Below are 21,794 nucleotides of genomic sequence, written 5' to 3'. Positions count from 1 at the left end.
GCGCTATTTTGGCCTCAATAGTTCTTCGCAGTCAGCGTCAACTGGCCAGCCGACAGCGTGACACGCGCTGTGCCCGCTACGTTGTTGCCCTGCGCAACCTCGATGCAGTTGGTCTGCATCCGGTTGTCGCCCGGGTTCGTGGTTGCGTAGTTGATGCAGAAAAGCGGGCGGCCAGCGTCCGCTTCGTAGGACCAGGTGAGGTTGTGCGCGGGTGCTCGCAGGACGTTGTTTCGCGTGCACTGGCTGCTGGTGGAGCTGTAGACGTACTCCGCCCCGCTCAACAGGCTGCCTGATGCGTTCAGCGCGGCGGTTGTTGGCACAGGTGGGGTCTGGGTACTCGAATCAGGTGCGACGCAGGTCCCATTCACGGGATCCAATGCGCCGGCCAGGCTCAGGTCTGCAGGCCGGACAGCCAGCAGCAGGCTGGTGTTGGAGTAGGCCACGTTGTTCCGCTTGACAGCGGTGTTCACCTCGACAGAGTTGTGAGTGCTGGGCGCGGTGGTCGTATTGTTTGCGAACTGGATGGGCCCCCGCACGCGAATGTTGGTGCTGATTTCGTAGGCCGCGCCATCGGAGCCCGTGCCCCGGGTGGTGTAGGTCCTGTCAGCCGACAGGATGCTCTTCCAGATGTTCTGGGCTTCAACCTGCGCTGGAGCTGGGTTCGATGGGGTGGATGGGCTGTCGCCACCACCACCGCCACATCCCGCCAAGGCCGCAACCGCCAGGCCCAGTACTGCAATTCGTTTCATGGGTGTCCCTCTCTGTTGTTGGAGCCAACATGCTAGCGCAAACGTTTCAGGGTTTATCGAACTACTTGGCCAGGGCGGCGAGGAGGAGGGCGAGGGTGCGCATGGGCGAAATTTAGCAGAAGCCCAGATGTGACAAGGCCCGCGATTGCGGGCCTTGGTCATGAATTAGCAAATGGCCTTTTCTCGGGAGCCGACCCCTTGGAACACTTTTGAGGAGTCACTATTGCGGCCGGGCGTTGGCACCTGACGCGTAAGAGGCTTCAGCGGAGCAGATTTCTGGTAAGCGTAATCAACTACACCGTCACCCTGACGTTTGAGCAAGTCCGCCTTTTTTGTCAGGGCTGGATCATTCGTCGCGTTGTAGTCATTCATGACTCGACTCCTTAATTCAGCGTTGATGGAAAGTAGTGTTTTCTTGCTACCCATTTGAAACCTTCGTGTTTCGTGATTGTAGCGATCTCAATTGGACCACCAATAGTGGCGGCCAAAAGGCTGAAATGCGAGAACTTTGCAGCTGTTTCCGCCAGATACTTCGCCAGCTCAATTGCATCTTGAATATGCATTGCTGGCAACGACAACACGCGATACGCATGCTTCACGAACAACTCCTGAGCCGAGTCCCAGGCGTCGGGTGACAAACCGCCTTCAATCAACCCATCATAGATTTGGGCGCTGTAGCCCAAAACAAGTCGGTCGAGCGCTTCGCCATCACCCGCCCATCGGGGGCCGTAGGAGTCCTCGGTGTAGAACCGCGCTGGCGGATCATCGGAGCCATCTCCTACATAAAATTCCCATCCTTGGGCAAGGCTATCGGTGGCCCCGTATCCCGTAATTCTGTAGCCCATTCTGGCGTTCGGCCTGCCGTCCGGGTATGCCTCCCGAAACTTGTCTTTGAAGAATTGGTGGGCAAGCTTCGCGACCTGCTCAACGGTGTAGTCTTGGAAATCAAAGTGGTACGGGCTTGAGGGCTTGCCAAACTCCAAGCGTAAGTCTTTGGAAAGTGTAGCGATTGAGGCCGTTCCGATCGAGCCTGATCCGTATGTCATCGCGCCGAGTGGCAGCCCTTTGACCAGGTTGAAGATCTTGTTGGCGTTGTTGTAGACCTTCACTGTTGTCCCGGCGCTGTCGGAAAAGGTTGTTGCACTGTCAGACGCCAGCACCATGCCGTCGTTGACCTTGATCGTTACCACTATGGTCATTCGTTGTCCCTCCTCGGATCAATGTAGCAGCGGCAACCCAAAAGACAAAACTTAAAACGGCGCAACGGCATTAATGCCAAGCGTTCGCCTTTTCCTTGATCCCTTCGACATTGCCACCACGGGCGACGTGCCCGGTGTCAACCGCCTCTACCCCGCAAGGGGCACGCCGAAGGATCAACATGAGCGCAGCAGCACCAGCAGCAGGAACGGAAAACCTCGACCCCGAAGACCAGATGGCAGCAGCTCTCGACGAGTTGCGCCAGGAACGTGCGGCCGAGGCATCCACTGCACCAGCGCCGGCACCCGCACCAGCGGAAGCGCCCGCGCCAGCAGATGGTGCAGCAGCTGCCGCTCCCGCGCAATCCACTGACGCCGGAAACGCGCCAGCACCGGCCGCCGACCCCGCCGAGATACTGCGGCAGACGCAGCAGCAGCTGCAGCATGCCCGCAGTGAGCTTGGCCGCGTCGGCGCGCTCAACCGCAACCTGTCCGAGGCCCGCGCCAAGCTTGAGCGGCTGGAGCAGGAGAACGCCACCTTGAAGAAGGCCGCGCCATCACCCGAGCAGCCGCTCGGTGAAGACGCCGCAACCAAGCTGGCGGCTCTGGCAGAAAAGGCCAAGGGCTTCCCCGAGCTGGAAGGCCTGGTGGGCGCAGTGCAGCAAGCCCTGCAGGCAGTGGATGCGAAGGCCGCGACGGTGGCCGAGCAGACCGCCGCCCGCATGGTCGAGCCGCTGCACGACCTGCGTGCAGAGCACAACCAGCGCCAGCAGGAACAGCGCGCCGCCGCCTTCGAGGCCGCGATGCAGACGTTCCAGAACACTTACCCGAACGCGGTGGAGTTGGTGCGCAGCCAGGATTTCAACTCCTGGATCCGCACCCAGCCGCAGCCCATACAGGCGGCCTTCTACCAAGGGCAAGACCCTGGCGAAGCCATCGCCGTGATGGACGCCTACGACGCGCACCTGCGCCGCGCAGGCAAAGCACCCATTGCGGTGTACCCACAACCTGCCGCAAGCAATGCGCCGCCCGCTCAACAGCCGGCCGCCCAGCGCGCGAGCACCAATGCCGCGCGCCTTCAGTCCGCCGCAGGTCTGCCCAGCCGCCACAGCGGCAACAAGGGAGGCCTGCCGCCTGAAGACGACTTCGAGGCGAACGTGGAGTACTTCCGCCGACAGCGGCTCGCCCGGCAACCGGCGGCCTGACCAATCAATCGAATCAGGAGTAGTTCATGACCGTTTACGGTGATATCACCCCCCGTACCGCCGCCTATGCGGTGGACAAGATGCTGGAGCGTGCCCAGCCCATGCTGAACATGGCGAAGTTCGCCGTGGTCACTGCCGTGCCCAAGGGCAAGACCAAGGTGGTCAAGTGGCGTCGCTACGGCCGCCTGGCGCCGACCACCACCCCGCTGACCGAAGGCGTGACGCCTGCCGCCGGCAACATCACGAGCACCGACGTGTCGGCCACTCTGGACCAGTACGGCCAGCGCGTGCAGATCACCGACGTGATCCAAGACACGCACGAAGACCCCGTGCTGTCCGAGCTGAGCGAATCGCTGGGCGAGACCGCCGGCCAGACGCAGGAGATGATCCTGTACAACACCATCAAGGCCGGCTCCCAGGTGATGTACGCCAACGGTGTGGCGCGCAACACGCTGAACACCGCAATGACCGCCAACGTGGCGCGCCGGGCCATCCGCCAGCTCAAGGCCCAGGATGCCCGCCCGCTGACCACGATGGTGGCGGCCAGCGACGGCGTGGGCACCACGCCTATCCCGCAGTGCTACATCTGCTTCATCCACCCCAACGTGGAGCTGGACCTGCAGAACCTGACGCTGTTCCCTAACGGGTACACGCGCATCCAGAACTACGGCTCGTTCAAGGCGATCAGCGATGCTGAAGTCGGCTCGTTCGAGAACATCCGCTTCATGTCGTCCACGCTGTACGCGGCCCTGGCTAACGCCGGTAGCGCGACGCTGAACGGCATGCTGGGTGGCACCAACGTGGACGTGTACCAGTCGGTGGTCGTTGGCAAGGAAGCCTACGCCACGGTGCAGCTATCCGCCTCCGGCTCGGGCCTCACGCCCATCGTGGTGAACCCCAAGCCCAGCGACAGCGACCCCATGGGCCAGCGCGGCCATGTGGCTTTCAAGCTGTGGTCTGCGGCGGCGATCTTGAACGACGCCTGGATGACGCGCATCGAGCACGGCGTCAGCGCCTAACAAGGCGCACTGGCGATCAGCAAACCAGGGGCCGGTGGTCTGCCGGCCCCTTCATCAAGGAAACCACCATGGCAAAAGCACAACCCAAGGCCGCAGCAGCGGCCGCTGCCGAAGAAGCCGCTGGCAGCAATACCGACATCGACGTGCAGGTACAGCAGCATGGCTTTTCGGGCCAGACGGTCGAAATCAAGCTCTTCAAGGGCGAGGCGAACGAGCCGACGCAGCCCTTCTTCGGCATCAACAACTACCAGATCCAGGTCCAGCGCGAGAAGTGGGTGCGCGTGCCGGTGGAGATGGCCGACCACATCGAAGGACTGACCTACTCGGTGCGCGAGCCCGACCCCGAGTTCCCCGACGACCCTTTCAAGGCCCGCTGGGTGGACAAGCCACGCTTCCCTCTGCAGCGCAAAGACTGATCCAGGGGCCGCGGCGTGAACTTCCTGCAACTGGCCCGGGCCGTCAAGCGCGAGAGCGGCTTGTCGGGCGGCCCGCCGGCATCCGTCACCACCGCCAGTGGGGACGATGCGCGCGTGTTCGAGTGGGTGAACTGGGCATGGCGCGACATCGCGCTGGCGCACGAGTCCTGGCTGTTCCGCCGAGGTGAGGCGCTTGGCCAGGCCACTGGGATCACGCTGCCGCCTGATGCGGCGCTGCCGGGGTTCGCGCTCACGGACTGGGCCAGCTGGAAGCAGCAGAACCCCGAGTACCGGCCAAGCGCCTGGCGTGTGGCCGATGGCCAGGCCTCGGAGCGCGGGCTGCAATTCTTGCCGTACGACCAGTTCCGTTCGCGCTTTTTGGTCGGCGCGCATTCTCCTGGGCCGCTTCGCTGCTGGAGCATTGCGCCCGGCGGGGAGCTGCTGGTCGGGCCCACGCCGGACAGCGTCCACCAGGTGCGCGCTTCCTATGTCCGCGACGTGGTGGACATGACGCTGGATGCCGACGAGCCGCCACTGCCAGCGCGCTTCCACAACCTGATTGCCTGGCGTGCGCTACGCGAGTACGGCGGCTTCGACGCGGCCAGCGAGGTCTACCAGCGCGCCGAGCAGAACTACAGCATGGGCTTCTCCGCGCTGGCGCAATCGCAGTTGCCCCGACCCGGCTTTGGCGCGAGGCCGTTGGCATGAGCGAGATGAAGATGCCGCCGCTGAAGACCCAGTACTTCCCGCTGGCCGGGGGATTGGACACCGAGTCTGCCCAGCTCACGCTGCGGCCGGGCGTGGTGATCAGCGCCATCAACTACGAGAGCTCGGCCCTTGAGGGCTACGAGCGAGTGGGCGGCTACGAGCGCTTCGACGGCCGCGCGCGCCCCAGTGACGCCGCCTACCGGTGCTTGCGCGCCGCCGTCGCCTTTATGGGCGTGGTGGTGGGCGACACCGTGACCGGCGCTACGTCGACGGCAACGGCCCGGGTCATCGCGATACGCACCGCTGCCCAGATCGTGGTCACGCGCGTGACCGGTGTTTTCGCCGTGGGCGAGTCGCTGACCGTGGCGGGCAATGCAGTGGGTGTGTTCGACGGCAACGCCTCGGACATCACAGGCTTCGATGACAACACCTTCATGGCACTGGCGGCCGACCACTACCGCGCGGACATTGATGCCGTGCCGGGCTCCGGGGCGGTACGTGGCATTGCCGTATTGAATGGCACGATGTACGCCTGGCGTGACAACGTGGCCGCGACCGTGTGCAACGTCTTCAAGAGTACGGCGGCCGGGTGGTCGCAGGTCTTCCACAACTACGAGCTGGCCTTCAGCGGCGGCAGCGGCACAGAGCCTGCTGTGGGCGCCAACATCACCAAGGGCGCGGTGTCGGCGATCGTGAAGCGCGTGGTGACAGAGTCCGGCACCTGGCAAGCCGGCACGGCCAAGGGGCGCTTCATCGTCACGGCGCCGAGCGGAGGGGCTTTCACGGTTGGCGCCTTTACCGCCGGCGTAACTGCCACCGCCAGCGGCGCCGAGACGGCCATAGCCCAGTTGCCGGGCGGCCGCCTCGATGCCGTGGTCTACAACTTCACTGGCCGGGCCGGCGTGCAGCGGATCTATGGCGCCGATGGTGTGAACCGCGGCTTTGAGTTCGACGGTGAGGTACTGGTGCCGATCAGCACCGGCATGACCGTCGACAAGCCAGTGCATTGCGTGGCGCACAAGGGCCACCTGTTCTTCAGCTTCGAGGGTTCGGTGCAGCACAGCGCGATCACGGACCCCTATCGCTGGTCGGCCGTGGTGGGTGCCGCCGAGATCGCGGCCGGCGATGTGGTCACGGGGTTCCAGGTACTGCCATCGGACGCCGACGGCGGTGCGCTGATGGTGTTTGCCGCCGCACGCACCTGGGTGCTGTACGGCAGTAGCAGCGCGGACTGGCGCTTCGTGAACTTCGCCGACGACGTGGGCGCGCAGCGCTGGAGTGTGCAGAGCCTGGGGCGCGTGCTGGTGTTCGACACGTTGGGCGTTGCCGTGGTCAGCGCCACGCAGGCCTTCGGCAACTTTACGAGATCGCCGGTGTCGGCTCGCATCCAGGCCCTGCTCACGTCGCGCAAGGTGGTGGCCTCGGTGGTCAACCGGGCGGACAACCGCATGCGCCTGTTTTTCGCCACCGGCGATGCGCTGAGCATCACGCCCATACCGACGGCGGAAGGCGGAACGCTGGCCTTCCTGCCCATCAACTACGGCCGCGTGGTGTCATGCACATGCGCCGATGTGATCGCAGGCGAGAGCCGCACCTTCTTCGGCAGCGACAACGGCATGGTGTACGAGGTCGATCGCGGCCGCAGCTTCGACGGCGCCGAGATCGTGGCCTACCTCAAGCTGGCGTTCAACCACGTGAAGAGCCCGATGGAGAAGAAGCGGTTCCGACGCTGCGACCTGGAGAGCCGCAACCGCAGCGCGTGCGGCCTGCAGGTCCAGGGCGAGTACAGCCTGGGGGATCCCGAGATCGGGCTGACCGATGTGGTGGATGTGGCACCGGCCGCCAACGGCGCGTACTACAGCATCAGCAACTACGGCCAAAGCTACTACAGCGTGCCACGCAACGCGCTCAGCAAGATCCGCGTGGACGGCGTCGGCACCACCTTGTGCCTGGCATTTGTCAGCCGCTCCGCCTCCGAGCTGCCCCACACGTTGCAGAGCGTGTCGGTGCTCTACACCCCCCGCCGCCTGGACAGGTAAACCATGGCCAACACCTTCTACCACCGTGTCTTCAACCCGCTGCCCGGCCAGCGGGTGGACGAACAGGTCCTCAAGGACGAGTTCCAGCGCATCGAACTGGGCTTCGACGGCGTGGCCGGCCAGACCGGTCAGCTTGCCACGGGCCTGGCCACCAAAGCCAACCTTGCCGGCGGGAACGCCTTTATCGGCGATCAAACCATCGCCGGTGCCCTGGCCATGACTGGTGCCGTGACAGCGGCCGAAGTTTTGCCCCTCGCCGACAACAGCCAGAAGTTGGCCAGTACGAACTGGGTGCAGGGCTACGTCAGCTCGCTGACCGGCCTGCAGCTCGGGCTGCCGGTGGCGCCTGTCCAGGCCCAGCCCCTGGCGCTGTTCGTGATTGCCGGCGTCTACCAATGGGCCCCCGTGCAGTCGCGCGCCAAGGTCTTCTTTCTTTCTGGAGCTTGATCGATATGCCTCAAGGAAAACTCTTTGGCCTGGACCTGGCGGCCGGCGCGGACACCACGCTCTACAACCCGGCCGGGGTCACCACAACGCTGACGCTCTCGCTTTGCAACCGAACGGCGGTTGCGGTCACGGTGAGGGTGGCGCTGGCGGCCACGGCGATGCCCACATCTGGAGACTGGATCGAGTACGACACCTACCTGGCGCCCGCCGGAGTGCTGGAGCGCACTGCCATCGTCATGGGGTCTGGTCAGTTTCTGGTTGCCCGCGCGAGTGCGGCGGGCGTGTCTGCAGTTGGCTTTGGCTTTCAGGAGGCATAAGCATGGGACGCACTATTTCTTCGACCGTTGACGCTGTAGACCAGCCCCTGAACATCACGGCGGCGGCAGCAATCGCGGCCGGTGACCTGGTGAAGGTCGACACAGGCGGCTGGATGCGCAAGGTGTCCGATGCCTTCCCACTGGCGGTTCAGAACTCTGCTGCTGGTGTAACTGCCTTGGTGGCTGCAAACAACCCCTCTGGCGGCAGTACCTGGGGCATGAATGCCACAAGTGGGCTGTTTTCTCGGCACATCCTGCCCATGCCCAACGGTGAGTTTTTGTACTCCTATACGGGCAATGGCGCCAACAACCTCACGGGCATGAACCTTGGCTTTTTCAGCGCCGGCGGTGCGCTGAAGTTTAAGGTCACCATGTCTGCGGCCACCTGTGGGCCAAACCGGGTGACACGTGCCGGGGCCAGTAACGTGGCAGTCATCTGGAGCGAAGGCACCGTGCTGACCATGGGGGTGTACAACGCCACCACGGGCGCTACTGTGCTTGCCCCTGTGACTGTCGGAACTGTGGCCAGCAACAGCGGCTACGACTGGAACGTCACGACGCTGGCGAACGGTGATTTCGTGATTGCCTACCCCGACAGCGGCAACATGGTCTTCAAGCGGTTCAACGCCTCGGGCGTGCTGCAGGGCGCAATGACCACGGCTGAAGTCACGCAGACACCAAACTTTGTGGTTGTCCTTGCGCAGACCGGGGGAGGCTTCATCGTCCGTTGGGCAAAGACCGCTGCTGCCCAAGGCCAGCGCATGGCCCGGTTCAATGCCTCGGGCGTACTGCAGGGTTCTGTGGTGCAGATCACCACGGGTTCCAACCTGTACGACGGCGGTGGGACTGGTTTCTACTGCGGGCGCCTGGAAGGCAAGTTGATCGAGGTTGCAAACGGCAATATCGTCACCACCGAATGCACCAGCCTGACGACCCAGAGCTTCAAGGTCTATGACCCCACCCTGACCCTGCTGACCACTGTGCTGCTGCCGCAAGCGCTGTCTTCGGGGGTGGACCAACACACAAGCCAGATTACTGCCAAACAGGGTGGAGGCTTTTGGCTGGCGTCGAATGCGGTGGTGGGTAACTGCATGCAGGAGTACGACAACGCCGGGAACCTGGTCCGCACCGCTCCGTCCAGCACCGCGTCATCCGTAGTAGCGATTCTGGACCGACCAGGAGCTGGCCCTGTCACCATTACCATGTCATGGGTTGCCAGCAATTCCAGTAGCTACTCGGCCTGGGTCCACGGTTCTGACTTTGCCCGGGAATCTGGCACTGGCTTGACGGTGTTCACCGGGGCAGCATGGACCCCAAGCGTGTCCTGGTTCGAAATTCTGAGCCCCGGCTTCCTGGTGGCCATGTGTACGCAGGGCAGTACCGCGACGCACACCCAGACGATGGGCCTTGCCGGCGCCGCCTCGGTGATCGGGGTAGCACAGGAAGCTGCGGCGCTGGGTGCCAGCGGCAAGGTGTCCACGGCGGGCAAGCTGCTGATGAACCAGAACCTGACCTCGCCTGCGTTTGACCGCCGCGCGTCCACACCCCCAGGCACCAAGGGGTCTGCAGCTGGGACCACAGCCATCCTGGCTGGCTTCGTGGGGTAAGCACCATGTGGACCCTTAAAGACTCCACAGGTGCCGTGGTCCTGTCCGGCACGCTGCCCTGCAGCTTTGTGCCCGAGTTGCGTGGTTGGGTGACCGACAACCAGCTTCTGGGTGACCCTCACAAGGAGCTGACCTACGACGACTGGCCGGCCCAAGTCGCGGTGGCGGTTGCTCGCATCGATGCGGACGTGGATGCGATCTACAGCGCCGCCATCGGCCTGCGCCAGGCCGAATACGAGATGGCCGAGCGCCAGGCGCAAGCCTTCGTCGATGCCGGCTACGAGCCGCCTGTGCCTGGCATGGTCCAGAGCTGGGCCAACGCCAAGGGCTGGCCGCCGGCAGCGGCAGCAGAAGACATCCTGGTAGTTGCCACGCAGTGGCGTGGCGCCCAGGAGCTGATCCGCACGCAACGGCTGCTGCGCAAGGAACAAGCGCGGGGCGCCGTTGGCCCTGCAGGGCTGGCCGCGACCATGGCGACGTGGACGGGCTTTGTGGCAGCCGCGCGTGCGCAGCTTGGACTGGGGGGCGTCTGATGCAGATCGCGTTCTACAAAGGCAAGACGCGCCTCTTCAACCGGCTAACCAGTTGGTGGCTTCGCGGCCCCTACAGCCACTGCGAGTTGGTGCTGGGCACAAGCCAGATCGGCCAGGCCATTTGCGCCAGCAGCTCATTCCTGGACCACGGTGTGCGCGTCAAGCACATGACCTTGAAGCCCGAGCACTGGGACCTGGTGGACGTGGCTGGCGACGTCGGAGAGGCATGGGCCTGGATTCGCGCACACGAAGGCCAGGGCTATGACCTGCTGGGTCTGGCTGGCTTCGTTCTGCGCGTGCTTGGCCATGACCAGACCCGCTGGGTGTGCAGCGAGGCCGTGGCAGCGATGCTGCGCCGGCCCGATGCCTGGCGTTTTGACCCCTGCACCTTGTGGGCGGCATACGCCCCGCTGGTGGACCTTGAACCGGAGGCCGTGGGCCCATGAAAAACGAAACCATCGATCAGCTTGGCGCTGCCGGCAGTAAGACCATCGTGACGGGTGCAGCCCTGACCAGCTGGAGCTGGTTCACATCGAACGAGTTCCTGGGACTCTTCGGCGCAGCTATCGCCGTGGCTGGCCTGGTTCTCACCTGGTACTACAAGCGCAAGAGCAATGCGCGCCAGGAGGTCGAGCACCAGCTGCGCGTGGCCCGCCTGCGCAAGGGCTTGCACAGCGACACCGACTTGGGAGCCTTGGGGGCCGACGATGACTGATCGCTCCAAGTACTTCCCGCATCTGGCGGGCAGCCTGCTGCTGGCCACCGGCGCCGTGATGGCGTTCCTGGGAAAGTGGGAGCCCGACCAGCGCGACCCGGGCCTGGTCTACGCCGACCAGCTTGCCGGCGGCCTGCCCACCGTGTGCAAGGGCCTCACCAAGCACGTCACTACCAGGCCGTTGGTGGTGGGCCAGCGCTGGACCGTACAGCAGTGCGCGCAGGAGGAGGGCGCAGCGATCGAGGCGCTGCAACTGCGCCTGGCCAACTGCTTCACGCGGCTGCCGCCGCAGGCCGTGTTCGACATGGCAACCAGCCACGCCTGGAACAACGGCGTGGGCAACACCTGTGCCAGCCAGGCCATGGTCGCGTGGAACGTGGGGGATTGGGAGTTGGGGTGCGAGCGGCTGAGCAGGTCGAACGCCGGCAAGTTGGTGTGGTCGTACGTGCGCACGGGGCGCATGCTGGCCGATGGCCGACCGGAGATGAGGTTCGTGCAGGGTCTGGCGAACCGCCGGGCCGACGAGACCAAAACCTGCTTGGAGGGCCTGGCGCAATGATCATCGAAACGATCTTGGGCATGGTCTTCCTGACCGCTCCGGCCGCGCCCGCCCCCGAGCAGTACATTGCCACGGCCTATGCGCTTCCGGGCGTGAGCCTGGCCTACAGGGGCTGGGATGGCTGGGTGCAACCGCACCTATGCTTCGATCGCTGCAGCACGGTGCCGGGCCAGCGCACGCAGCTGCTGCGCGGCGAGCTGTCTGCCGCCGACATGGCAGACCTGCAGCTGACGGTGTGGCGCAAGGACGGCGACCGCTGGGTGCAGGTCATGCACTGCGCGCGCTGGTTCGACGGGCGGCCGATCTGCGCGAGGTGGGGCCAATGAGCGCCGGGGCCGCCGTCCTGGTGCTGAGCTTGCTGGCCAATGCCGCCCTGGGCTGGGCCTACCTCGGCCAGCGTGATGTGCTCGCCAAGGCGATCGAACAGCGAGACACCGCGCGCGCCGATGCCCTCGCCTGTAGCGATGCAACCGAAGCGCTGCGCGAGCTTGCCGCCAAGCGCGCCGCCGCCGCGGCGCCAGCCCGCGCCGTTGCCGCCAACACCGCGCGCACCCACCAACAGCGCGCCGACCACACCCTGGGCCTGCAGCCGAGCAAGCCTACCGACCTGTGCGCGAGCATGCAGGCGCTGGGCGACGAGTGGCTGCAGGGGAGGGTGCGACCATGAGGGCAGCTTTCCTGCTGCTGGGCGTGTTGGCGCTGGTGGGCTGCGCGAACCCCGCTCCCGCCGGCCGAACGCTGGTGCCCGTGCCGGTGGAGTGCCGCGAGCCTGTGCCCGCCCGGCCCGCCATGCCAACCGAGCTGCTGCTGCCCGGCGCGCACCCGTGGGTACTGCTGCGCGCGGCCCTGGCCGAGATCGACCGGCGCGAGGGTTACGAGGTGCAGCTGCGCGCGGCGCTGGTGACATGCACTGCGCCTGTCACTTCAGTGTCTGAGGCTGTCGAGTTTTGGGGGTGGTGAAGCGTTGTCGCACGTGCAGGACGATGATCCAGTGTGCGGGGCTGAATGTTCCGATTTCTACTTCGATGAGTGGTGCACAGGCGTGCGGCGACCAGCGCAGGAGGTCAGCGGATCCGCTTCAACCCTGGGCGTCCGCCTCCTGGCGAGGCAGGTGGCGGGATAGGAGTAGACGCTGCCTGAGCTGCAGCTGGTGTCGACGGCAGCGCTTGCGCTGGGGGCGCCACCAAAGTGGCCGTAATTTGCTGGAGCACATCGGTTGCTTGAGCGCAACAGTTTTGCGCGTCCACCGCGGCGTGACCTGCTGAGGACAGCAGGTAGTCAGCGGCTACGCGTTTTGTGCGTAGTGCTTCAACCCGCGCCGCAATTTTCTTCGAGAGCATGCGGGTCGCTGGGTCTTTGACCTCTGGCGCCGGATTCCGAAGGCGATTTATTAGCTGTTGGTGATGTCCACCTTCATGCCCGCTTCCAGAGCCTGGTATGGCCAAAGATTTTTCCCACTCAAGACAGCAATGGAAGACTGAATAGTAGGCGCGCGAGATCGCACTACGATAGCCAGCCTCATTTGAGAAGCCGCAGATTTTTTCTGCGGTTGTCAGGATATCGTGGGCAGCGATGGTCATTGCAGTGTCAGGCCCAAAAAGCCCACGCTGAACCCGGGAAGGTCCAACTCTTTCTCGACCAAGCGATCCGTCAGAAGCCAAGTCAAACGGGCAGCCTCTGCTGGGCTCACCAAAATTGGCCACTCCACGGACATTGCAGGACCACCGGCTGCGCGAGGGAGCGCAATGATCGAGAGGTCGTAGCTGGCCCAGTTCCGTCGTGCTTCGCGCAAGACAGCACCCGCCTCGTCAAACATTCTTGCGACGTGAGCGTCCTCAAGTCCCAATTCCAACACGACAGGATGATTCGCCTTTATCTTGTCGATGTAGTTCGTTGGTCCGAGGTTTTCTTTACGCATATCCGCATTCTCCAAAGCATTTTTTGCAGCATTGAACGCACCCAGCGCGATCGCTCCGTGCATCAGGTGAACCAGGTTTTGGTCTGAGCGATTGGCGATGATCTTGGGCAAGATATCTTGGCCTTTCGTCGCAAATCCCATGTTCACAAAATGCTGGAATCGCATGTGCATGGCTTGCTCCCTGAAGTTGTTGTGCTCCAGATTGCGACACCAGCGCTCCACCTCTTCGTCTTTTCCCAAAACGGATGCCAACTTCGCCAATATGAGATTCCCATCGGCGACATCAGTTTTAGAAAGCTCCACCGCTCGCGCGTGAAGCGCGGAAAAAGCGGCCCGATCGTAGTTGTCCCAGGACCCCACGGTGTCGTGGAAAACATCGAAGTCCGCCGAAAGAACATCGGCAGCGGAAAGCGGCACAGGTCTCACAGGCACGACCCTGTGGACACAAAAAAAGCCCGTGGCTGAGGGCGATATGTAACGAAAAAGTAACCTGACATCGATCCGATAGTACACCGCAGTGCTTACAACGCAAGAAGTAAAAGGCCGAGCGGCGGTGTGGACTGTATCGCCGGCGCATCGTGGGCAGCGTCAGACGGATGAGCCCCAGTAGAGTGCCGCCCCCGCCGCTGGGGGAAGAGAAGACTGCGAGCATGGCACTCAGGCCTGGAGCTCACCCCAGGGTGCTGGTACGCGGGGAACTGGCTGAGATCGACCGGCGCGAAGGCTACGTGGTGCAGCTCCGCGCGGCGTTGGTGGCGCGCACCGCGTCAGTGTCGCTCAGTCTTCATCTTCCCTGAGAACGTCTTTGGGTCCAAAGGTCTCCGGGATTTTGCACCCTGGGCACACGACCTCAAATTCGGCGAATGCGCCGTGATGCTGCATGAAGTTGAAGTAGGTCTCTTTGGTGCGCATGCAGGTGACGCTGCCAAGCACAACCCGCGTGGTCTCAATCTTTCCTTGGACGAAATGGTTTTCTGTTTTCCACATGGTCATTGAAGTTCTCCTTTGGCTGGTTTGGCGGGGCTGACCTTCAGTTCCAGCTCACACCCTTGGTGGAAGTATTCTTACTGATTGTTTATCCAGTGGCGCACAATTTCGGCCATGACATGGGACCAGATCACCATCGCGCTGTTCGGCGCCCTCGCGGCCTGGCTGTCGCAGACCCGCACGGACCGCCTTCGCCGCTGGGCCTGCATCTTCGGCATGCTGGGGCAGCCCGGGTGGTTCTATGCCGCGTGGACGGCCCAGCAGTGGGGGATCCTGCTGCTGTGCGTGATCTACTGCGGGGCATGGATGCATGGCGTGTGGATCCACTGGATTCGGCCCAGCCCCCAGAAGGGGGAAGGCGTGGACACCGTTACCCTACTGCCCCAAAAAAGACAAAGCCCCTGACCTTGCGATCAGGGGCTTCCTCTGGACGGCCCTGCAGGGGGTGGCACCGATTTCCACCTCTCGTACTTTCACGGTTCTCGCGAACCGCCATTGACACGGCACAAGCAGGGTCATCACGTCCGGCACTTCAACCGGCGGGCCGGAGTTTACACCGTAGCCCAGATTGGAGCCAGAGATGGGCCACGAGGGCTTGGCGCAGAGGTTGATGGCGCCGCACGGGCAGTTCAAGAGCCAGTAGGGCTACTCCTCGTCTGACACTTCCACCCCAATTCGGTACACGACCAATGCCCGCATGGCCGCCTGGAGTGGCGTGAGGCCTTCCTGGTAGCGCGGGTTGCCCGTGAGCGACACGACGGCGGCGCACCAGATCCACCCTTTGCCGGGCATGGGGGAGATCATGACCCGCTCCTTTTCGAGCAATGGGCCGGCGGCGGCCCAGTCACTTGAGTAGGCCGGCCCAGGGGGTTGGCCGATGGCCTTGGCCACCCAGCGGTCGAGCAGCTTGCCGGCGAGGTCGGCGGTTTTCATGAGGCCGGCGGTGCCTGCAGGGGTATCTGCACCCCGTCCACGCCGATCATCACGCCGGGGGTGTTGATGTCGTGCTCGATCAGCACGCCCATGAATTTCTCGCCCACCACGGGCTTCGGCCCCTTGGTAGGCTGACCGGTGCTGACGGTGGCGCGCATGTCGTTCAGCGCCTGGTGCTGGTCTAGAGTGATGATGACCTTCTGCGGATATTTCTTGTCGTGGGCTGCCCAATGGGCGGACAGCGCCTGCTGGATTGCGGAGTAGATGTGGGCCATGGCAGAGATTGTCGCAGGGGCAAAATCTGTTCCGCAAAGAAAAAGCGGCCCGCGCCAACGCTGGCTTTGCCGAGTGTGGCGCGACCAATTTTGCGGAACGATTTTGCACGTAACCTGTTGATTCGCAAGGAATCAGCCCANACTTAAAATCCGCCGCTTTCCTGAAAAGGGGCGTGCCGGTTCGACCCCGGCTCGGGGCACCAGATAACGGTTTACAGCTATCAATTGCATAGCTGTCTTTTTCGCAATTCTCGAATCATTTCCGCAGGCGCCACTGCCCGTTGTCCTCAGCCGTATCACTCCCCGGCGGTCGGCAGCCATACGCTGGCGACCAGACCCGGGCCGTCCTGCGCAGGCGCCAATTCCAGCCCTCCGCCCATCAACTGCGCATAGCGCGCCACGATGGACAGGCCCAGCCCCGCACCCTGGCCCAGGCGCACGCCTTGATCGCCCTGCGCCCAGCGCTGCAGCAGGCGCTGGGCCAGCTCGGCGTCCACACCAGGGCCGTTGTCGGCCACGCTCAGCACCGCATGCCCGCCGCGCACCTGCAGTGCCACGGTGATGCGCGGCGGGCTGCCGTGCCCGTAGCGCAGCGCGTTGTCCAGCAGGTTGTTCAGGATGCCCTCAATGAGTGCGGCATCTGCGCGCACCTGCACGGTCTGGTCCAGGCCTTCTGCGCCCAGGTCCACGCCCATAAAGTCTGCGCGCGGCAGGAGGCGCAGCACGACATCGCGCACCAGGGTGTTGAGCTCCATCGTCTGCAGTACCAGGGCAATGCCGCCTTCGGCCGCGCGTGCCAGCGCCAGCAACTGGTCCACCGTGCGGCTGGCCCGCTGCTCGGCCTCGGTGATGCCTTGGAGCTCGCTGCGCCAGACGGCGGGGTCGTCCTGCGCCAGCGCGTGGGAGGCCTGCGCGCGGATGCCTGCGAGCGGCGTGCGCAGCTCGTGCGCCACATTGCCGGCGAACTCGCGCTGGGCATGCAGGCTGTGCTGCACCCGCGCCAGCAGGCCATCCAGGGCCACGCCCAGGCGTTGCACATCGCTGCTGCCCGCCTGCTGCGTCAGCGCCTGGGGCAGGGGCTGCAGGTCGGCCGCGTCGCGCTGGTCGACGGCATCCTGCAGGGCGGTCAGTGGCCGCAGGTCGCGTTCGATGCCGCGCAGCAGCCAGGAGCCCAGCACCACCAGCAGCCACAGCTGGGCCAGGCCCGAGTACACCAGCAGCCTGCGCAGCAGGTGCGTGCGCTCGGCCGTGGTCTGCGCCATGACCACCGTGAAGGAGGGCGTTCCCTGGGTGAGCAAGGTCACGCGGCGCAGCTCCAGCCCCTCGCGCGCGAGCCGCGAAAACGCATGGGTGCTGCCCGGGGCCACCGTGCCTGCCGCCAGCCCATGGTCGCCAGCGATGAAGCTGCCGTCGGGCCCGTACACCGCAAACCACACCGTCTCGCTCTGGTCGAAGCGCAGCAGGTCCACCTCGCGGGGCGTCAGGTCGATCCGCAGCGTGCCGGCGCCCTGGCCGCTGCGGTCGTTGTGGCCGCCGCCGTGCACCAGCGCCGCCAGCGCATGGGCGTCGTCCAGCAGGGCGCGGTCAAAGGCCTGCGCCACGAAGTGGTTGCCCACGCCCAGCACCACGGCGCTGCCCAGCCCCCAGATCAGCAGCAGCGACAGCAGCACGCGGCGCCCGATGCGCTGGCGCAGCGCGGGCGGGCGGTGGCTATGCGGGGCCAGTGGCATCGTCCTCCAGCACGTAGCCCAGCCCGCGCAAGGTGCGTATGGCAGCGCCGCTGCCCGCAATCCTGCGCCGCAGGCGCGAGAAGGAGGCTTCCAGTGCGTTGTCGCCCACCGCCTCGCCCGCATCCGACAGGCGCGCGGAAAGGTCGCCCTTGCTCAGCACGCGGCCAGGGGGCGTCATCAGCTCCCACAGCAGATCGAACTCGCGCGCAGGCAGCTCCAGCGGCTGCCCGGCCACGCTGACGCGGCGCGCCTGCCGGTCCAGCGCCAGCCGGCCCACGGAGACCAAGTCGGCCGTGCCGCTGGCGCGCCGCAGCAGGGCGCGCAGGCGGGCCTCGACCTCTTTCAGTTCGTAGGGCTTGCCCAGGTAGTCGTCGGCCCCGGCGTCCAGCCCGGCGATGCGTTCCTCGGTGCTGTCGCGTGCGCTGAGCACCAGCACGGGGGTGCGGTCACCGCGCGCGCGGGCGCTGCGCAGGGCGGTGAGCCCGCTGCCCAGGCCACTGCGGGCGTGCGCCGCATGGGGCAGGTTCAGGTCCAGCAGCACGGCATCGAAGGCCTGCACGGCCCACCAGTGCTGGGCGTCTTCCACGGTGTGGGCCAGCTCGACGCGGTGGCCCGCGTTCTCAAGGCCCCGGGCCATGGTGCGGCTCAGCACGGGGTCGTCTTCCACCAGGAGGAGGCGCATGGGAGGAGGGGCTACGTGGAATTACGCATGGCCGGGATCAGCCTGCGATCAGGTTCGATGGAGATAGTCCTCACCAGCATACCCCAGCCCTGTGCGGCATCGACAGGCCATCTGGGGTATCCCAAAAATCTTCATGGAGACAAATTTCATGGTCAACCGCAATATGGTCCGGGGCTTTGCCCTCATGGCCCTGGCGCTGGGCTTCGGCCTGCCGTCGATGGGTTACTCGCTGGGCCAGCTCAGCCGTGCCGGCCCGGGGCTGTTCCCGTTCATCGTCAGCTGCATGCTGTTCGCCATCGGGGTCATCACCGTGGTGCGCGCGCGCCTGGTGGCGCCGGTGCCGATGGATTTCCAGGTGCGCAACATCGGCATCATCCTGGGCAGCCTGTGCGGCTTTGCGGCCCTGTCGCACTTCGTGAACATGATTGCGGGCATCGTCTTCCTGGTGTTCTGCTCGGGGTTTGCCGGCACGTCGTACTCGGTGGTGCGCAACCTCAAGATCGCCGCGGTGCTGGTCGGCATCGCCTTCATGTTCCAGAAGCTTCTGGGCGTCAACCTGCCGCTGTACTGAGGTCGCCATGGACGTTCTTCACAACCTCGCGTTCGGCTTCAGCCACGCACTGACACTGCAGAACCTGATGTTCTGCGCCCTGGGCTGCACCGTGGGCACCCTGGTGGGCCTGTTGCCAGGCCTGGGCCCGCTGGCCACCATCAGCCTGCTGCTGCCGCTGACCTATTCCATCGACACGACCGGCGCGCTGATCATGCTGGCCGGCATCTACTACGGAGCGCAGTACGGCGACAGCGTGAGCGCCATCACCATGAAGATCCCGCACGCCAGCTCGATCGTGGCGTGCATCGACGGGTACCAGATGACCTTGAAGGGCAAGACGGGCCTGGCGCTGTTCACGGCGGGGGTCTCCAGCTTCATCGGCGGCACGGTGGCCATTGTGGTGCTGGCGTTCCTGGCCCCCAGCCTGGGCGAAGTGGCCTTTCTGTTTGGCCCTGCGGACTACTGTGCGCTGATGCTGGTCGGCTTCGTGTGCGTGAGCTTCGTCACCACCGGCAGCCTGCTCAATGGCCTGGCCATGTGCATGGTGGGCGTGCTGCTGGGCTCGATCGGCACCGACGTCAGCAGCGGCCTGGCGCGCTTCACCTTCGACATGCCCTTCCTGGCAGACGGCGTGGGCATCGTGAGCATTGCGCTCGGCTGCTTCGGCATTGCCGAGATCACCAAGAACCTGGATGCGCGCGAAGAGCGTTCGCCCTTCAACGGCAAGATCAAGCTGATGCCCACCTGGCCCGAGTTCAAGCGCATCATCCCCAGCGCCCTGCGTGGCAGCGTGGTGGGCTCCATCCTGGGCATTCTGCCCGGTGGCGGGCCGGTGATTGCACAGTTTGCGGCCTATGCGCTGGACAAGAAGGTCAGCAAGTACCGCCACGAGATCGGTACCGGCTGCATCGAGGGCGTGGCCGGCCAGGCCGCTGCCGACGAGGCCGCCGCGCGCACCAGCTTCATCCCGCTGATGAGCATCGGCATCCCCGAGAACGCCGTGATGGCACTGATGATGGCCGCCTTCATCATCAAGGGCATCCAGCCCGGCCCGAACATGATCGCCGGCCATCCCGAGCTCTTCTGGGGCCTGGTGGCCAGCATGTGGGTTGGCAACTGCTTTTTGCTGATCCTGAACGTGCCGCTGGTGCGCTACTGGCTGTCGGTGTTCAAGATCCCGTACAACGTGCTGTTCCCGGCCATCCTGTTCTTTTGCTGCATCGGCACCTACAGCATCAACAACAACCTGGACGACGTGTTCATCACCGTGGCCTTCGGCGCGCTGGGCTACCTCTTCATGCGGCTGGCGATGGACCCTTCACCGCTGATGCTGGGCTTCATCCTGGGCCCCATGCTGGAGGAGAACTTCCGCCGATCCATGCTGCTGTCGCGCGGCAGCTTCGATGTGTTCGTGAGCCGCCCGATCAGCGGCACGCTGCTGGGCCTCATCGCTGCTTTCATCCTGTGGCAGACGGTGGCTTTCTTCCGTCAGCGCGGCGCCAATGCCAAGCCGTTGGCTATAGAGCCAGCGGTCACCTGAGCTTCACCCCCCGCTTGGTGAAGGCAAGGGCTGGCCGCCATGCGGCCAGCCCTTGTTTTTCGCGTCTTGTGGATGATGGCGTTCGGTCACTTCGCGCTCCGTGTTTTCATGCGGATTTGCATTCAATCGGATAGCCAGGCGGGGAGCCGCAGACAGTGCTTTCGCACGGCAAGGCGACCGAATGACTTTATACGTTTGAAGGCAAAGCCGCATTAGTGGCGAGAAACAGCTGTTTCCAGCAATCCCATCGCTTTGTGCACGGCACCCATCCGTTTGCTTTGGGCGTGGGCTGCTTGCACGATGTCGCCCATGGCATTCGAAGCGTGCGTGGCCGATGCCTGAATGACGTCCATGATGCTGCCTGTGGCCTGCACGTGGGCGTCGCCATCGCGCACCCGCTGGGACGATGCCGCAATCAAGGTCTTGATCTCCTGGGCAGCGCCAGCGCTTCTCTGGGCCAGGCCGCGGACCTCGTTGGCCACCACGGCGAAGCCTCTTCCCTGGTCGCCGGCACGTGCAGCTTCCACCGCCGCATTGAGTGCCAGCAGGTTGGTCTGGAACGCAATGCCGTCTATCAAGCCGACGATCTCTGCAATGCGCTGCGAGTCACTGCGTATGGCACCCATCGTCTCTACTGCGTCGGCGGTGGCGCTGGTTCCAGCGTGGGCCACCTGCAGCATTTTCTGGGTTTGCTGGTGCGCTTCGTTGGCCTTGCTGGCGCTCTCGGACACCAGTGCATTGAGCTGCTCGAACGCGATCTGCAGGGTATGGGTGGCTTCGAAGCGCGCCGTGATGTCGGTCGCGTACTTGACGACCTTGAATGGCCGGCCCGTGCTGTCCATGACCGGGTTGTAGCTCGCTTCGATCCATACCGATTGCCCGTTCTTGCCCACCCGCTGGAATTGGCCTGAATGGACATTGCCAGAACCAAGGCGGTGCCAGAAGGCCAGGTAGTCGGACGTATTGCGCTGTTCTGGGGGCACGAATATGCGATGGTGCTGCCCTACGATCTCGCGCTCGTCCCGATACCCCATGGCGTCGAGAAAGTTGCGGTTGGCTCGCATGATGGTCCCGTCCAGTCCGAACTCGATGACGGCCTGTGCACGGTTGATTGCCATCAACTGGCTTTGTGCTTCGGCATCTCCCAGTGCCTGTGCGGTGATGTCCATCGCGTACTTCACGACCTTGAGGACCGTACCGTCCTCGCGCACCACGGGGCTGTAGTTGGCTTGCAGCCAAATGTCGCGGCCATCACCGCGCAGGCGCCGGCAGCGGCCAATGAAAGCCTCGCCCCGCTTGAGCTTCTTCCAGAAGTCCGAATACTCGGCGGATTGCGCTTCCTGGGGATCCACAAAAATCCGGTGGGGCTGGCCGGCAATGTCTTTCAATGCATAGCCCATCGCGTGCAGGAAATTGTCGTTTGCGGCCAGGATCACGCCCTCGGGAGTGAATTCGATGACAGCTTGATTCCCGTACAAGGCGCGGAGCTGGCGCCGCATCATGCGGCTGCCAAAGACGGTTCGCAAGAACCCCGAGGGAATGGACTTTCTCATGGAAACACCTGGTTGCACTTCTGGAGGCGATAGAGTATTTGCGCGGTTGCATCTTCTCTGTAGTCAATTGCGCCGTCTGGCTGCACGCTTTTGCCGGTAGTCGCGCCTTTGCG

The 21,794-nt window shown here is 64.3% G+C and carries 28 protein-coding genes; 18 read left to right on the top strand and 10 right to left on the bottom strand.

What is annotated here, in order from left to right:
* Positions 1 to 14: 14 nt before the first annotated feature.
* The 3 genes from ASE28_RS01500 to ASE28_RS01495 form a co-directional block, all read right to left on the bottom strand.
* Complete coding sequence (locus ASE28_RS01500; RefSeq protein ID WP_157421801.1) at positions 15 to 749, bottom strand: hypothetical protein; 735 nt, start codon at positions 747 to 749, stop codon at positions 15 to 17.
* A gap of 165 nt (positions 750 to 914) precedes the next feature.
* A complete protein-coding gene (locus ASE28_RS31760; protein ID WP_157421800.1) occupies positions 915 to 1,121 on the bottom strand; it encodes a hypothetical protein in 207 nt (68 codons plus the stop codon).
* An 11-nt stretch (positions 1,122 to 1,132) separates the two neighbouring features.
* Entirely contained in the window at positions 1,133 to 1,948 is an 816-nt protein-coding gene (locus ASE28_RS01495; RefSeq protein WP_057264037.1) for a hypothetical protein, read from the bottom strand.
* Positions 1,949 to 2,127: 179 nt separating this feature from the next.
* Between ASE28_RS01495 and ASE28_RS01490 the strand changes: the two genes are divergently transcribed.
* The 15 genes from ASE28_RS01490 to ASE28_RS01420 all read left to right on the top strand — a co-directional run bounded on the left by ASE28_RS01490 (position 2,128) and on the right by ASE28_RS01420 (position 12,470).
* Complete coding sequence (locus tag ASE28_RS01490; RefSeq protein WP_157421799.1) at positions 2,128 to 3,150, top strand: hypothetical protein; 1,023 nt, start codon at positions 2,128 to 2,130, stop codon at positions 3,148 to 3,150.
* 26 nt (positions 3,151 to 3,176) lie between these two features.
* Entirely contained in the window at positions 3,177 to 4,169 is a 993-nt protein-coding gene (locus ASE28_RS01485; protein WP_057264033.1) for a N4-gp56 family major capsid protein, read from the top strand.
* Positions 4,170 to 4,237: 68 nt separating this feature from the next.
* Positions 4,238 to 4,585 (top strand): hypothetical protein, encoded by a 348-nt coding sequence (locus tag ASE28_RS01480; RefSeq protein WP_057264031.1) that lies wholly within the window; start codon positions 4,238 to 4,240, stop codon positions 4,583 to 4,585.
* A gap of 15 nt (positions 4,586 to 4,600) precedes the next feature.
* Positions 4,601 to 5,293, top strand: a complete 693-nt coding sequence (locus ASE28_RS01475) for a hypothetical protein (protein WP_057264029.1) — start codon at positions 4,601 to 4,603, stop codon at positions 5,291 to 5,293.
* Positions 5,290 to 7,332, top strand: a complete 2,043-nt coding sequence (locus ASE28_RS01470) for a hypothetical protein (RefSeq protein WP_157421798.1) — start codon at positions 5,290 to 5,292, stop codon at positions 7,330 to 7,332. The genes ASE28_RS01475 and ASE28_RS01470 overlap by 4 nt, the downstream gene beginning before the upstream one ends.
* A gap of 3 nt (positions 7,333 to 7,335) precedes the next feature.
* The gene (locus tag ASE28_RS01465) at positions 7,336 to 7,779 is read left to right on the top strand and encodes a hypothetical protein (RefSeq protein ID WP_057264024.1); all 444 of its coding nucleotides are present in this window, start codon (positions 7,336 to 7,338) and stop codon (positions 7,777 to 7,779) included.
* 5 nt (positions 7,780 to 7,784) lie between these two features.
* Positions 7,785 to 8,096 (top strand): hypothetical protein, encoded by a 312-nt coding sequence (locus ASE28_RS01460; RefSeq protein WP_057264022.1) that lies wholly within the window; start codon positions 7,785 to 7,787, stop codon positions 8,094 to 8,096.
* A gap of 2 nt (positions 8,097 to 8,098) precedes the next feature.
* Positions 8,099 to 9,703: a hypothetical protein gene (locus ASE28_RS01455; RefSeq protein ID WP_057264020.1), complete on the top strand. Its 1,605-nt coding sequence runs from the start codon at positions 8,099 to 8,101 to the stop codon at positions 9,701 to 9,703.
* Positions 9,704 to 9,708: 5 nt separating this feature from the next.
* Positions 9,709 to 10,236, top strand: coding sequence for a hypothetical protein (locus ASE28_RS01450; RefSeq protein ID WP_157421797.1), 528 nt, complete (start codon positions 9,709 to 9,711; stop codon positions 10,234 to 10,236).
* Positions 10,236 to 10,682, top strand: a complete 447-nt coding sequence (locus tag ASE28_RS01445; RefSeq protein WP_057264017.1) for a hypothetical protein — start codon at positions 10,236 to 10,238, stop codon at positions 10,680 to 10,682. Before ASE28_RS01450 ends, ASE28_RS01445 begins: the two co-directional genes overlap by 1 nt.
* Positions 10,679 to 10,951, top strand: coding sequence for a holin (locus ASE28_RS01440; RefSeq protein WP_057264015.1), 273 nt, complete (start codon positions 10,679 to 10,681; stop codon positions 10,949 to 10,951). The genes ASE28_RS01445 and ASE28_RS01440 overlap by 4 nt, the downstream gene beginning before the upstream one ends.
* Positions 10,944 to 11,510, top strand: a complete 567-nt coding sequence (locus ASE28_RS01435; protein WP_057264013.1) for a lysozyme — start codon at positions 10,944 to 10,946, stop codon at positions 11,508 to 11,510. Before ASE28_RS01440 ends, ASE28_RS01435 begins: the two co-directional genes overlap by 8 nt.
* The gene (locus ASE28_RS01430) at positions 11,507 to 11,836 is read left to right on the top strand and encodes a hypothetical protein (RefSeq protein WP_057264011.1); all 330 of its coding nucleotides are present in this window, start codon (positions 11,507 to 11,509) and stop codon (positions 11,834 to 11,836) included. The genes ASE28_RS01435 and ASE28_RS01430 overlap by 4 nt, the downstream gene beginning before the upstream one ends.
* Entirely contained in the window at positions 11,833 to 12,177 is a 345-nt protein-coding gene (locus tag ASE28_RS01425) for a hypothetical protein (RefSeq protein WP_057264009.1), read from the top strand. The genes ASE28_RS01430 and ASE28_RS01425 overlap by 4 nt, the downstream gene beginning before the upstream one ends.
* Positions 12,174 to 12,470: a hypothetical protein gene (locus ASE28_RS01420; RefSeq protein ID WP_057264007.1), complete on the top strand. Its 297-nt coding sequence runs from the start codon at positions 12,174 to 12,176 to the stop codon at positions 12,468 to 12,470. Before ASE28_RS01425 ends, ASE28_RS01420 begins: the two co-directional genes overlap by 4 nt.
* A gap of 616 nt (positions 12,471 to 13,086) precedes the next feature.
* On the opposite strand, the gene ASE28_RS01415 is transcribed toward ASE28_RS01420, so the two are convergent.
* Both ASE28_RS01415 and ASE28_RS01410 read right to left on the bottom strand, forming a co-directional pair.
* Positions 13,087 to 13,845, bottom strand: a complete 759-nt coding sequence (locus ASE28_RS01415) for a hypothetical protein (RefSeq protein ID WP_057264005.1) — start codon at positions 13,843 to 13,845, stop codon at positions 13,087 to 13,089.
* A gap of 360 nt (positions 13,846 to 14,205) precedes the next feature.
* Positions 14,206 to 14,421 (bottom strand): hypothetical protein, encoded by a 216-nt coding sequence (locus tag ASE28_RS01410; protein WP_057264003.1) that lies wholly within the window; start codon positions 14,419 to 14,421, stop codon positions 14,206 to 14,208.
* Between the two features lie 108 nt (positions 14,422 to 14,529).
* On the opposite strand from ASE28_RS01410, the gene ASE28_RS01405 reads away from it, so the two are divergent.
* Positions 14,530 to 14,820, top strand: a complete 291-nt coding sequence (locus tag ASE28_RS01405; protein ID WP_057264352.1) for a hypothetical protein — start codon at positions 14,530 to 14,532, stop codon at positions 14,818 to 14,820.
* Between the two features lie 240 nt (positions 14,821 to 15,060).
* Here the strand turns inward: ASE28_RS01405 and ASE28_RS01400 are convergent, their stop codons facing one another.
* The 4 genes from ASE28_RS01400 to ASE28_RS01385 form a co-directional block, all read right to left on the bottom strand.
* On the bottom strand, positions 15,061 to 15,348 hold the full coding sequence (locus ASE28_RS01400) for a phage protein NinX family protein (protein WP_057264001.1): 288 nt from the start codon (positions 15,346 to 15,348) through the stop codon (positions 15,061 to 15,063).
* Entirely contained in the window at positions 15,345 to 15,623 is a 279-nt protein-coding gene (locus ASE28_RS01395; protein ID WP_057263999.1) for a hypothetical protein, read from the bottom strand. The genes ASE28_RS01400 and ASE28_RS01395 overlap by 4 nt, the downstream gene beginning before the upstream one ends.
* Before the next feature lie 296 nt (positions 15,624 to 15,919).
* The gene (locus tag ASE28_RS01390) at positions 15,920 to 17,353 is read right to left on the bottom strand and encodes a sensor histidine kinase (protein WP_057263997.1); all 1,434 of its coding nucleotides are present in this window, start codon (positions 17,351 to 17,353) and stop codon (positions 15,920 to 15,922) included.
* The gene (locus tag ASE28_RS01385; RefSeq protein WP_057263995.1) at positions 17,334 to 18,035 is read right to left on the bottom strand and encodes a response regulator transcription factor; all 702 of its coding nucleotides are present in this window, start codon (positions 18,033 to 18,035) and stop codon (positions 17,334 to 17,336) included. The genes ASE28_RS01390 and ASE28_RS01385 overlap by 20 nt, the downstream gene beginning before the upstream one ends.
* A 148-nt stretch (positions 18,036 to 18,183) precedes the next feature.
* On the opposite strand from ASE28_RS01385, the gene ASE28_RS01380 reads away from it, so the two are divergent.
* On the top strand, positions 18,184 to 18,606 hold the full coding sequence (locus ASE28_RS01380) for a tripartite tricarboxylate transporter TctB family protein (protein WP_057263993.1): 423 nt from the start codon (positions 18,184 to 18,186) through the stop codon (positions 18,604 to 18,606).
* Between the two features lie 7 nt (positions 18,607 to 18,613).
* Positions 18,614 to 20,128 carry a tripartite tricarboxylate transporter permease gene (locus tag ASE28_RS01375; RefSeq protein ID WP_057263991.1) on the top strand — a complete coding sequence of 505 codons (1,515 nt, stop codon included), beginning with the start codon at positions 18,614 to 18,616 and terminating at the stop codon, positions 20,126 to 20,128.
* A gap of 212 nt (positions 20,129 to 20,340) precedes the next feature.
* Here the strand turns inward: ASE28_RS01375 and ASE28_RS33400 are convergent, their stop codons facing one another.
* Entirely contained in the window at positions 20,341 to 21,681 is a 1,341-nt protein-coding gene (locus tag ASE28_RS33400) for a PAS domain-containing methyl-accepting chemotaxis protein (RefSeq protein ID WP_157421796.1), read from the bottom strand.
* Positions 21,682 to 21,794 lie beyond the last annotated feature (113 nt).

Source organism: Acidovorax sp. Root219, assembly GCF_001428665.1.
Classification (GTDB): Bacteria; Pseudomonadota; Gammaproteobacteria; order Burkholderiales; family Burkholderiaceae_C; genus Acidovorax.
This window is presented reverse-complemented; position numbering and strand designations above follow the sequence as displayed.

What these genes read in the sequence shown, in the direction of transcription:
- ASE28_RS01500 (WP_157421801.1), bottom strand. Translation starts at nt 749, where the DNA reads ATGAAACGAATTGCAGTACTGGGCCTGGCGGTTGCGGCCTTGGCGGGA.
- ASE28_RS31760 (WP_157421800.1), bottom strand. Translation starts at nt 1,121, where the DNA reads ATGAATGACTACAACGCGACGAATGATCCAGCCCTGACAAAAAAGGCG.
- ASE28_RS01495 (WP_057264037.1), bottom strand. Translation starts at nt 1,948, where the DNA reads ATGACCATAGTGGTAACGATCAAGGTCAACGACGGCATGGTGCTGGCG.
- ASE28_RS01490 (WP_157421799.1), top strand. Translation starts at nt 2,128, where the DNA reads ATGAGCGCAGCAGCACCAGCAGCAGGAACGGAAAACCTCGACCCCGAA.
- ASE28_RS01485 (WP_057264033.1), top strand. Translation starts at nt 3,177, where the DNA reads ATGACCGTTTACGGTGATATCACCCCCCGTACCGCCGCCTATGCGGTG.
- ASE28_RS01480 (WP_057264031.1), top strand. Translation starts at nt 4,238, where the DNA reads ATGGCAAAAGCACAACCCAAGGCCGCAGCAGCGGCCGCTGCCGAAGAA.
- ASE28_RS01470 (WP_157421798.1), top strand. Translation starts at nt 5,290, where the DNA reads ATGAGCGAGATGAAGATGCCGCCGCTGAAGACCCAGTACTTCCCGCTG.
- ASE28_RS01465 (WP_057264024.1), top strand. Translation starts at nt 7,336, where the DNA reads ATGGCCAACACCTTCTACCACCGTGTCTTCAACCCGCTGCCCGGCCAG.
- ASE28_RS01460 (WP_057264022.1), top strand. Translation starts at nt 7,785, where the DNA reads ATGCCTCAAGGAAAACTCTTTGGCCTGGACCTGGCGGCCGGCGCGGAC.
- ASE28_RS01455 (WP_057264020.1), top strand. Translation starts at nt 8,099, where the DNA reads ATGGGACGCACTATTTCTTCGACCGTTGACGCTGTAGACCAGCCCCTG.
- ASE28_RS01450 (WP_157421797.1), top strand. Translation starts at nt 9,709, where the DNA reads ATGTGGACCCTTAAAGACTCCACAGGTGCCGTGGTCCTGTCCGGCACG.
- ASE28_RS01445 (WP_057264017.1), top strand. Translation starts at nt 10,236, where the DNA reads ATGCAGATCGCGTTCTACAAAGGCAAGACGCGCCTCTTCAACCGGCTA.
- ASE28_RS01440 (WP_057264015.1), top strand. Translation starts at nt 10,679, where the DNA reads ATGAAAAACGAAACCATCGATCAGCTTGGCGCTGCCGGCAGTAAGACC.
- ASE28_RS01435 (WP_057264013.1), top strand. Translation starts at nt 10,944, where the DNA reads ATGACTGATCGCTCCAAGTACTTCCCGCATCTGGCGGGCAGCCTGCTG.
- ASE28_RS01430 (WP_057264011.1), top strand. Translation starts at nt 11,507, where the DNA reads ATGATCATCGAAACGATCTTGGGCATGGTCTTCCTGACCGCTCCGGCC.
- ASE28_RS01425 (WP_057264009.1), top strand. Translation starts at nt 11,833, where the DNA reads ATGAGCGCCGGGGCCGCCGTCCTGGTGCTGAGCTTGCTGGCCAATGCC.
- ASE28_RS01420 (WP_057264007.1), top strand. Translation starts at nt 12,174, where the DNA reads ATGAGGGCAGCTTTCCTGCTGCTGGGCGTGTTGGCGCTGGTGGGCTGC.
- ASE28_RS01410 (WP_057264003.1), bottom strand. Translation starts at nt 14,421, where the DNA reads ATGACCATGTGGAAAACAGAAAACCATTTCGTCCAAGGAAAGATTGAG.
- ASE28_RS01405 (WP_057264352.1), top strand. Translation starts at nt 14,530, where the DNA reads ATGACATGGGACCAGATCACCATCGCGCTGTTCGGCGCCCTCGCGGCC.
- ASE28_RS01400 (WP_057264001.1), bottom strand. Translation starts at nt 15,348, where the DNA reads ATGAAAACCGCCGACCTCGCCGGCAAGCTGCTCGACCGCTGGGTGGCC.
- ASE28_RS01395 (WP_057263999.1), bottom strand. Translation starts at nt 15,623, where the DNA reads ATGGCCCACATCTACTCCGCAATCCAGCAGGCGCTGTCCGCCCATTGG.
- ASE28_RS01390 (WP_057263997.1), bottom strand. Translation starts at nt 17,353, where the DNA reads ATGCCACTGGCCCCGCATAGCCACCGCCCGCCCGCGCTGCGCCAGCGC.
- ASE28_RS01385 (WP_057263995.1), bottom strand. Translation starts at nt 18,035, where the DNA reads ATGCGCCTCCTCCTGGTGGAAGACGACCCCGTGCTGAGCCGCACCATG.
- ASE28_RS01380 (WP_057263993.1), top strand. Translation starts at nt 18,184, where the DNA reads ATGGTCAACCGCAATATGGTCCGGGGCTTTGCCCTCATGGCCCTGGCG.
- ASE28_RS01375 (WP_057263991.1), top strand. Translation starts at nt 18,614, where the DNA reads ATGGACGTTCTTCACAACCTCGCGTTCGGCTTCAGCCACGCACTGACA.
- ASE28_RS33400 (WP_157421796.1), bottom strand. Translation starts at nt 21,681, where the DNA reads ATGAGAAAGTCCATTCCCTCGGGGTTCTTGCGAACCGTCTTTGGCAGC.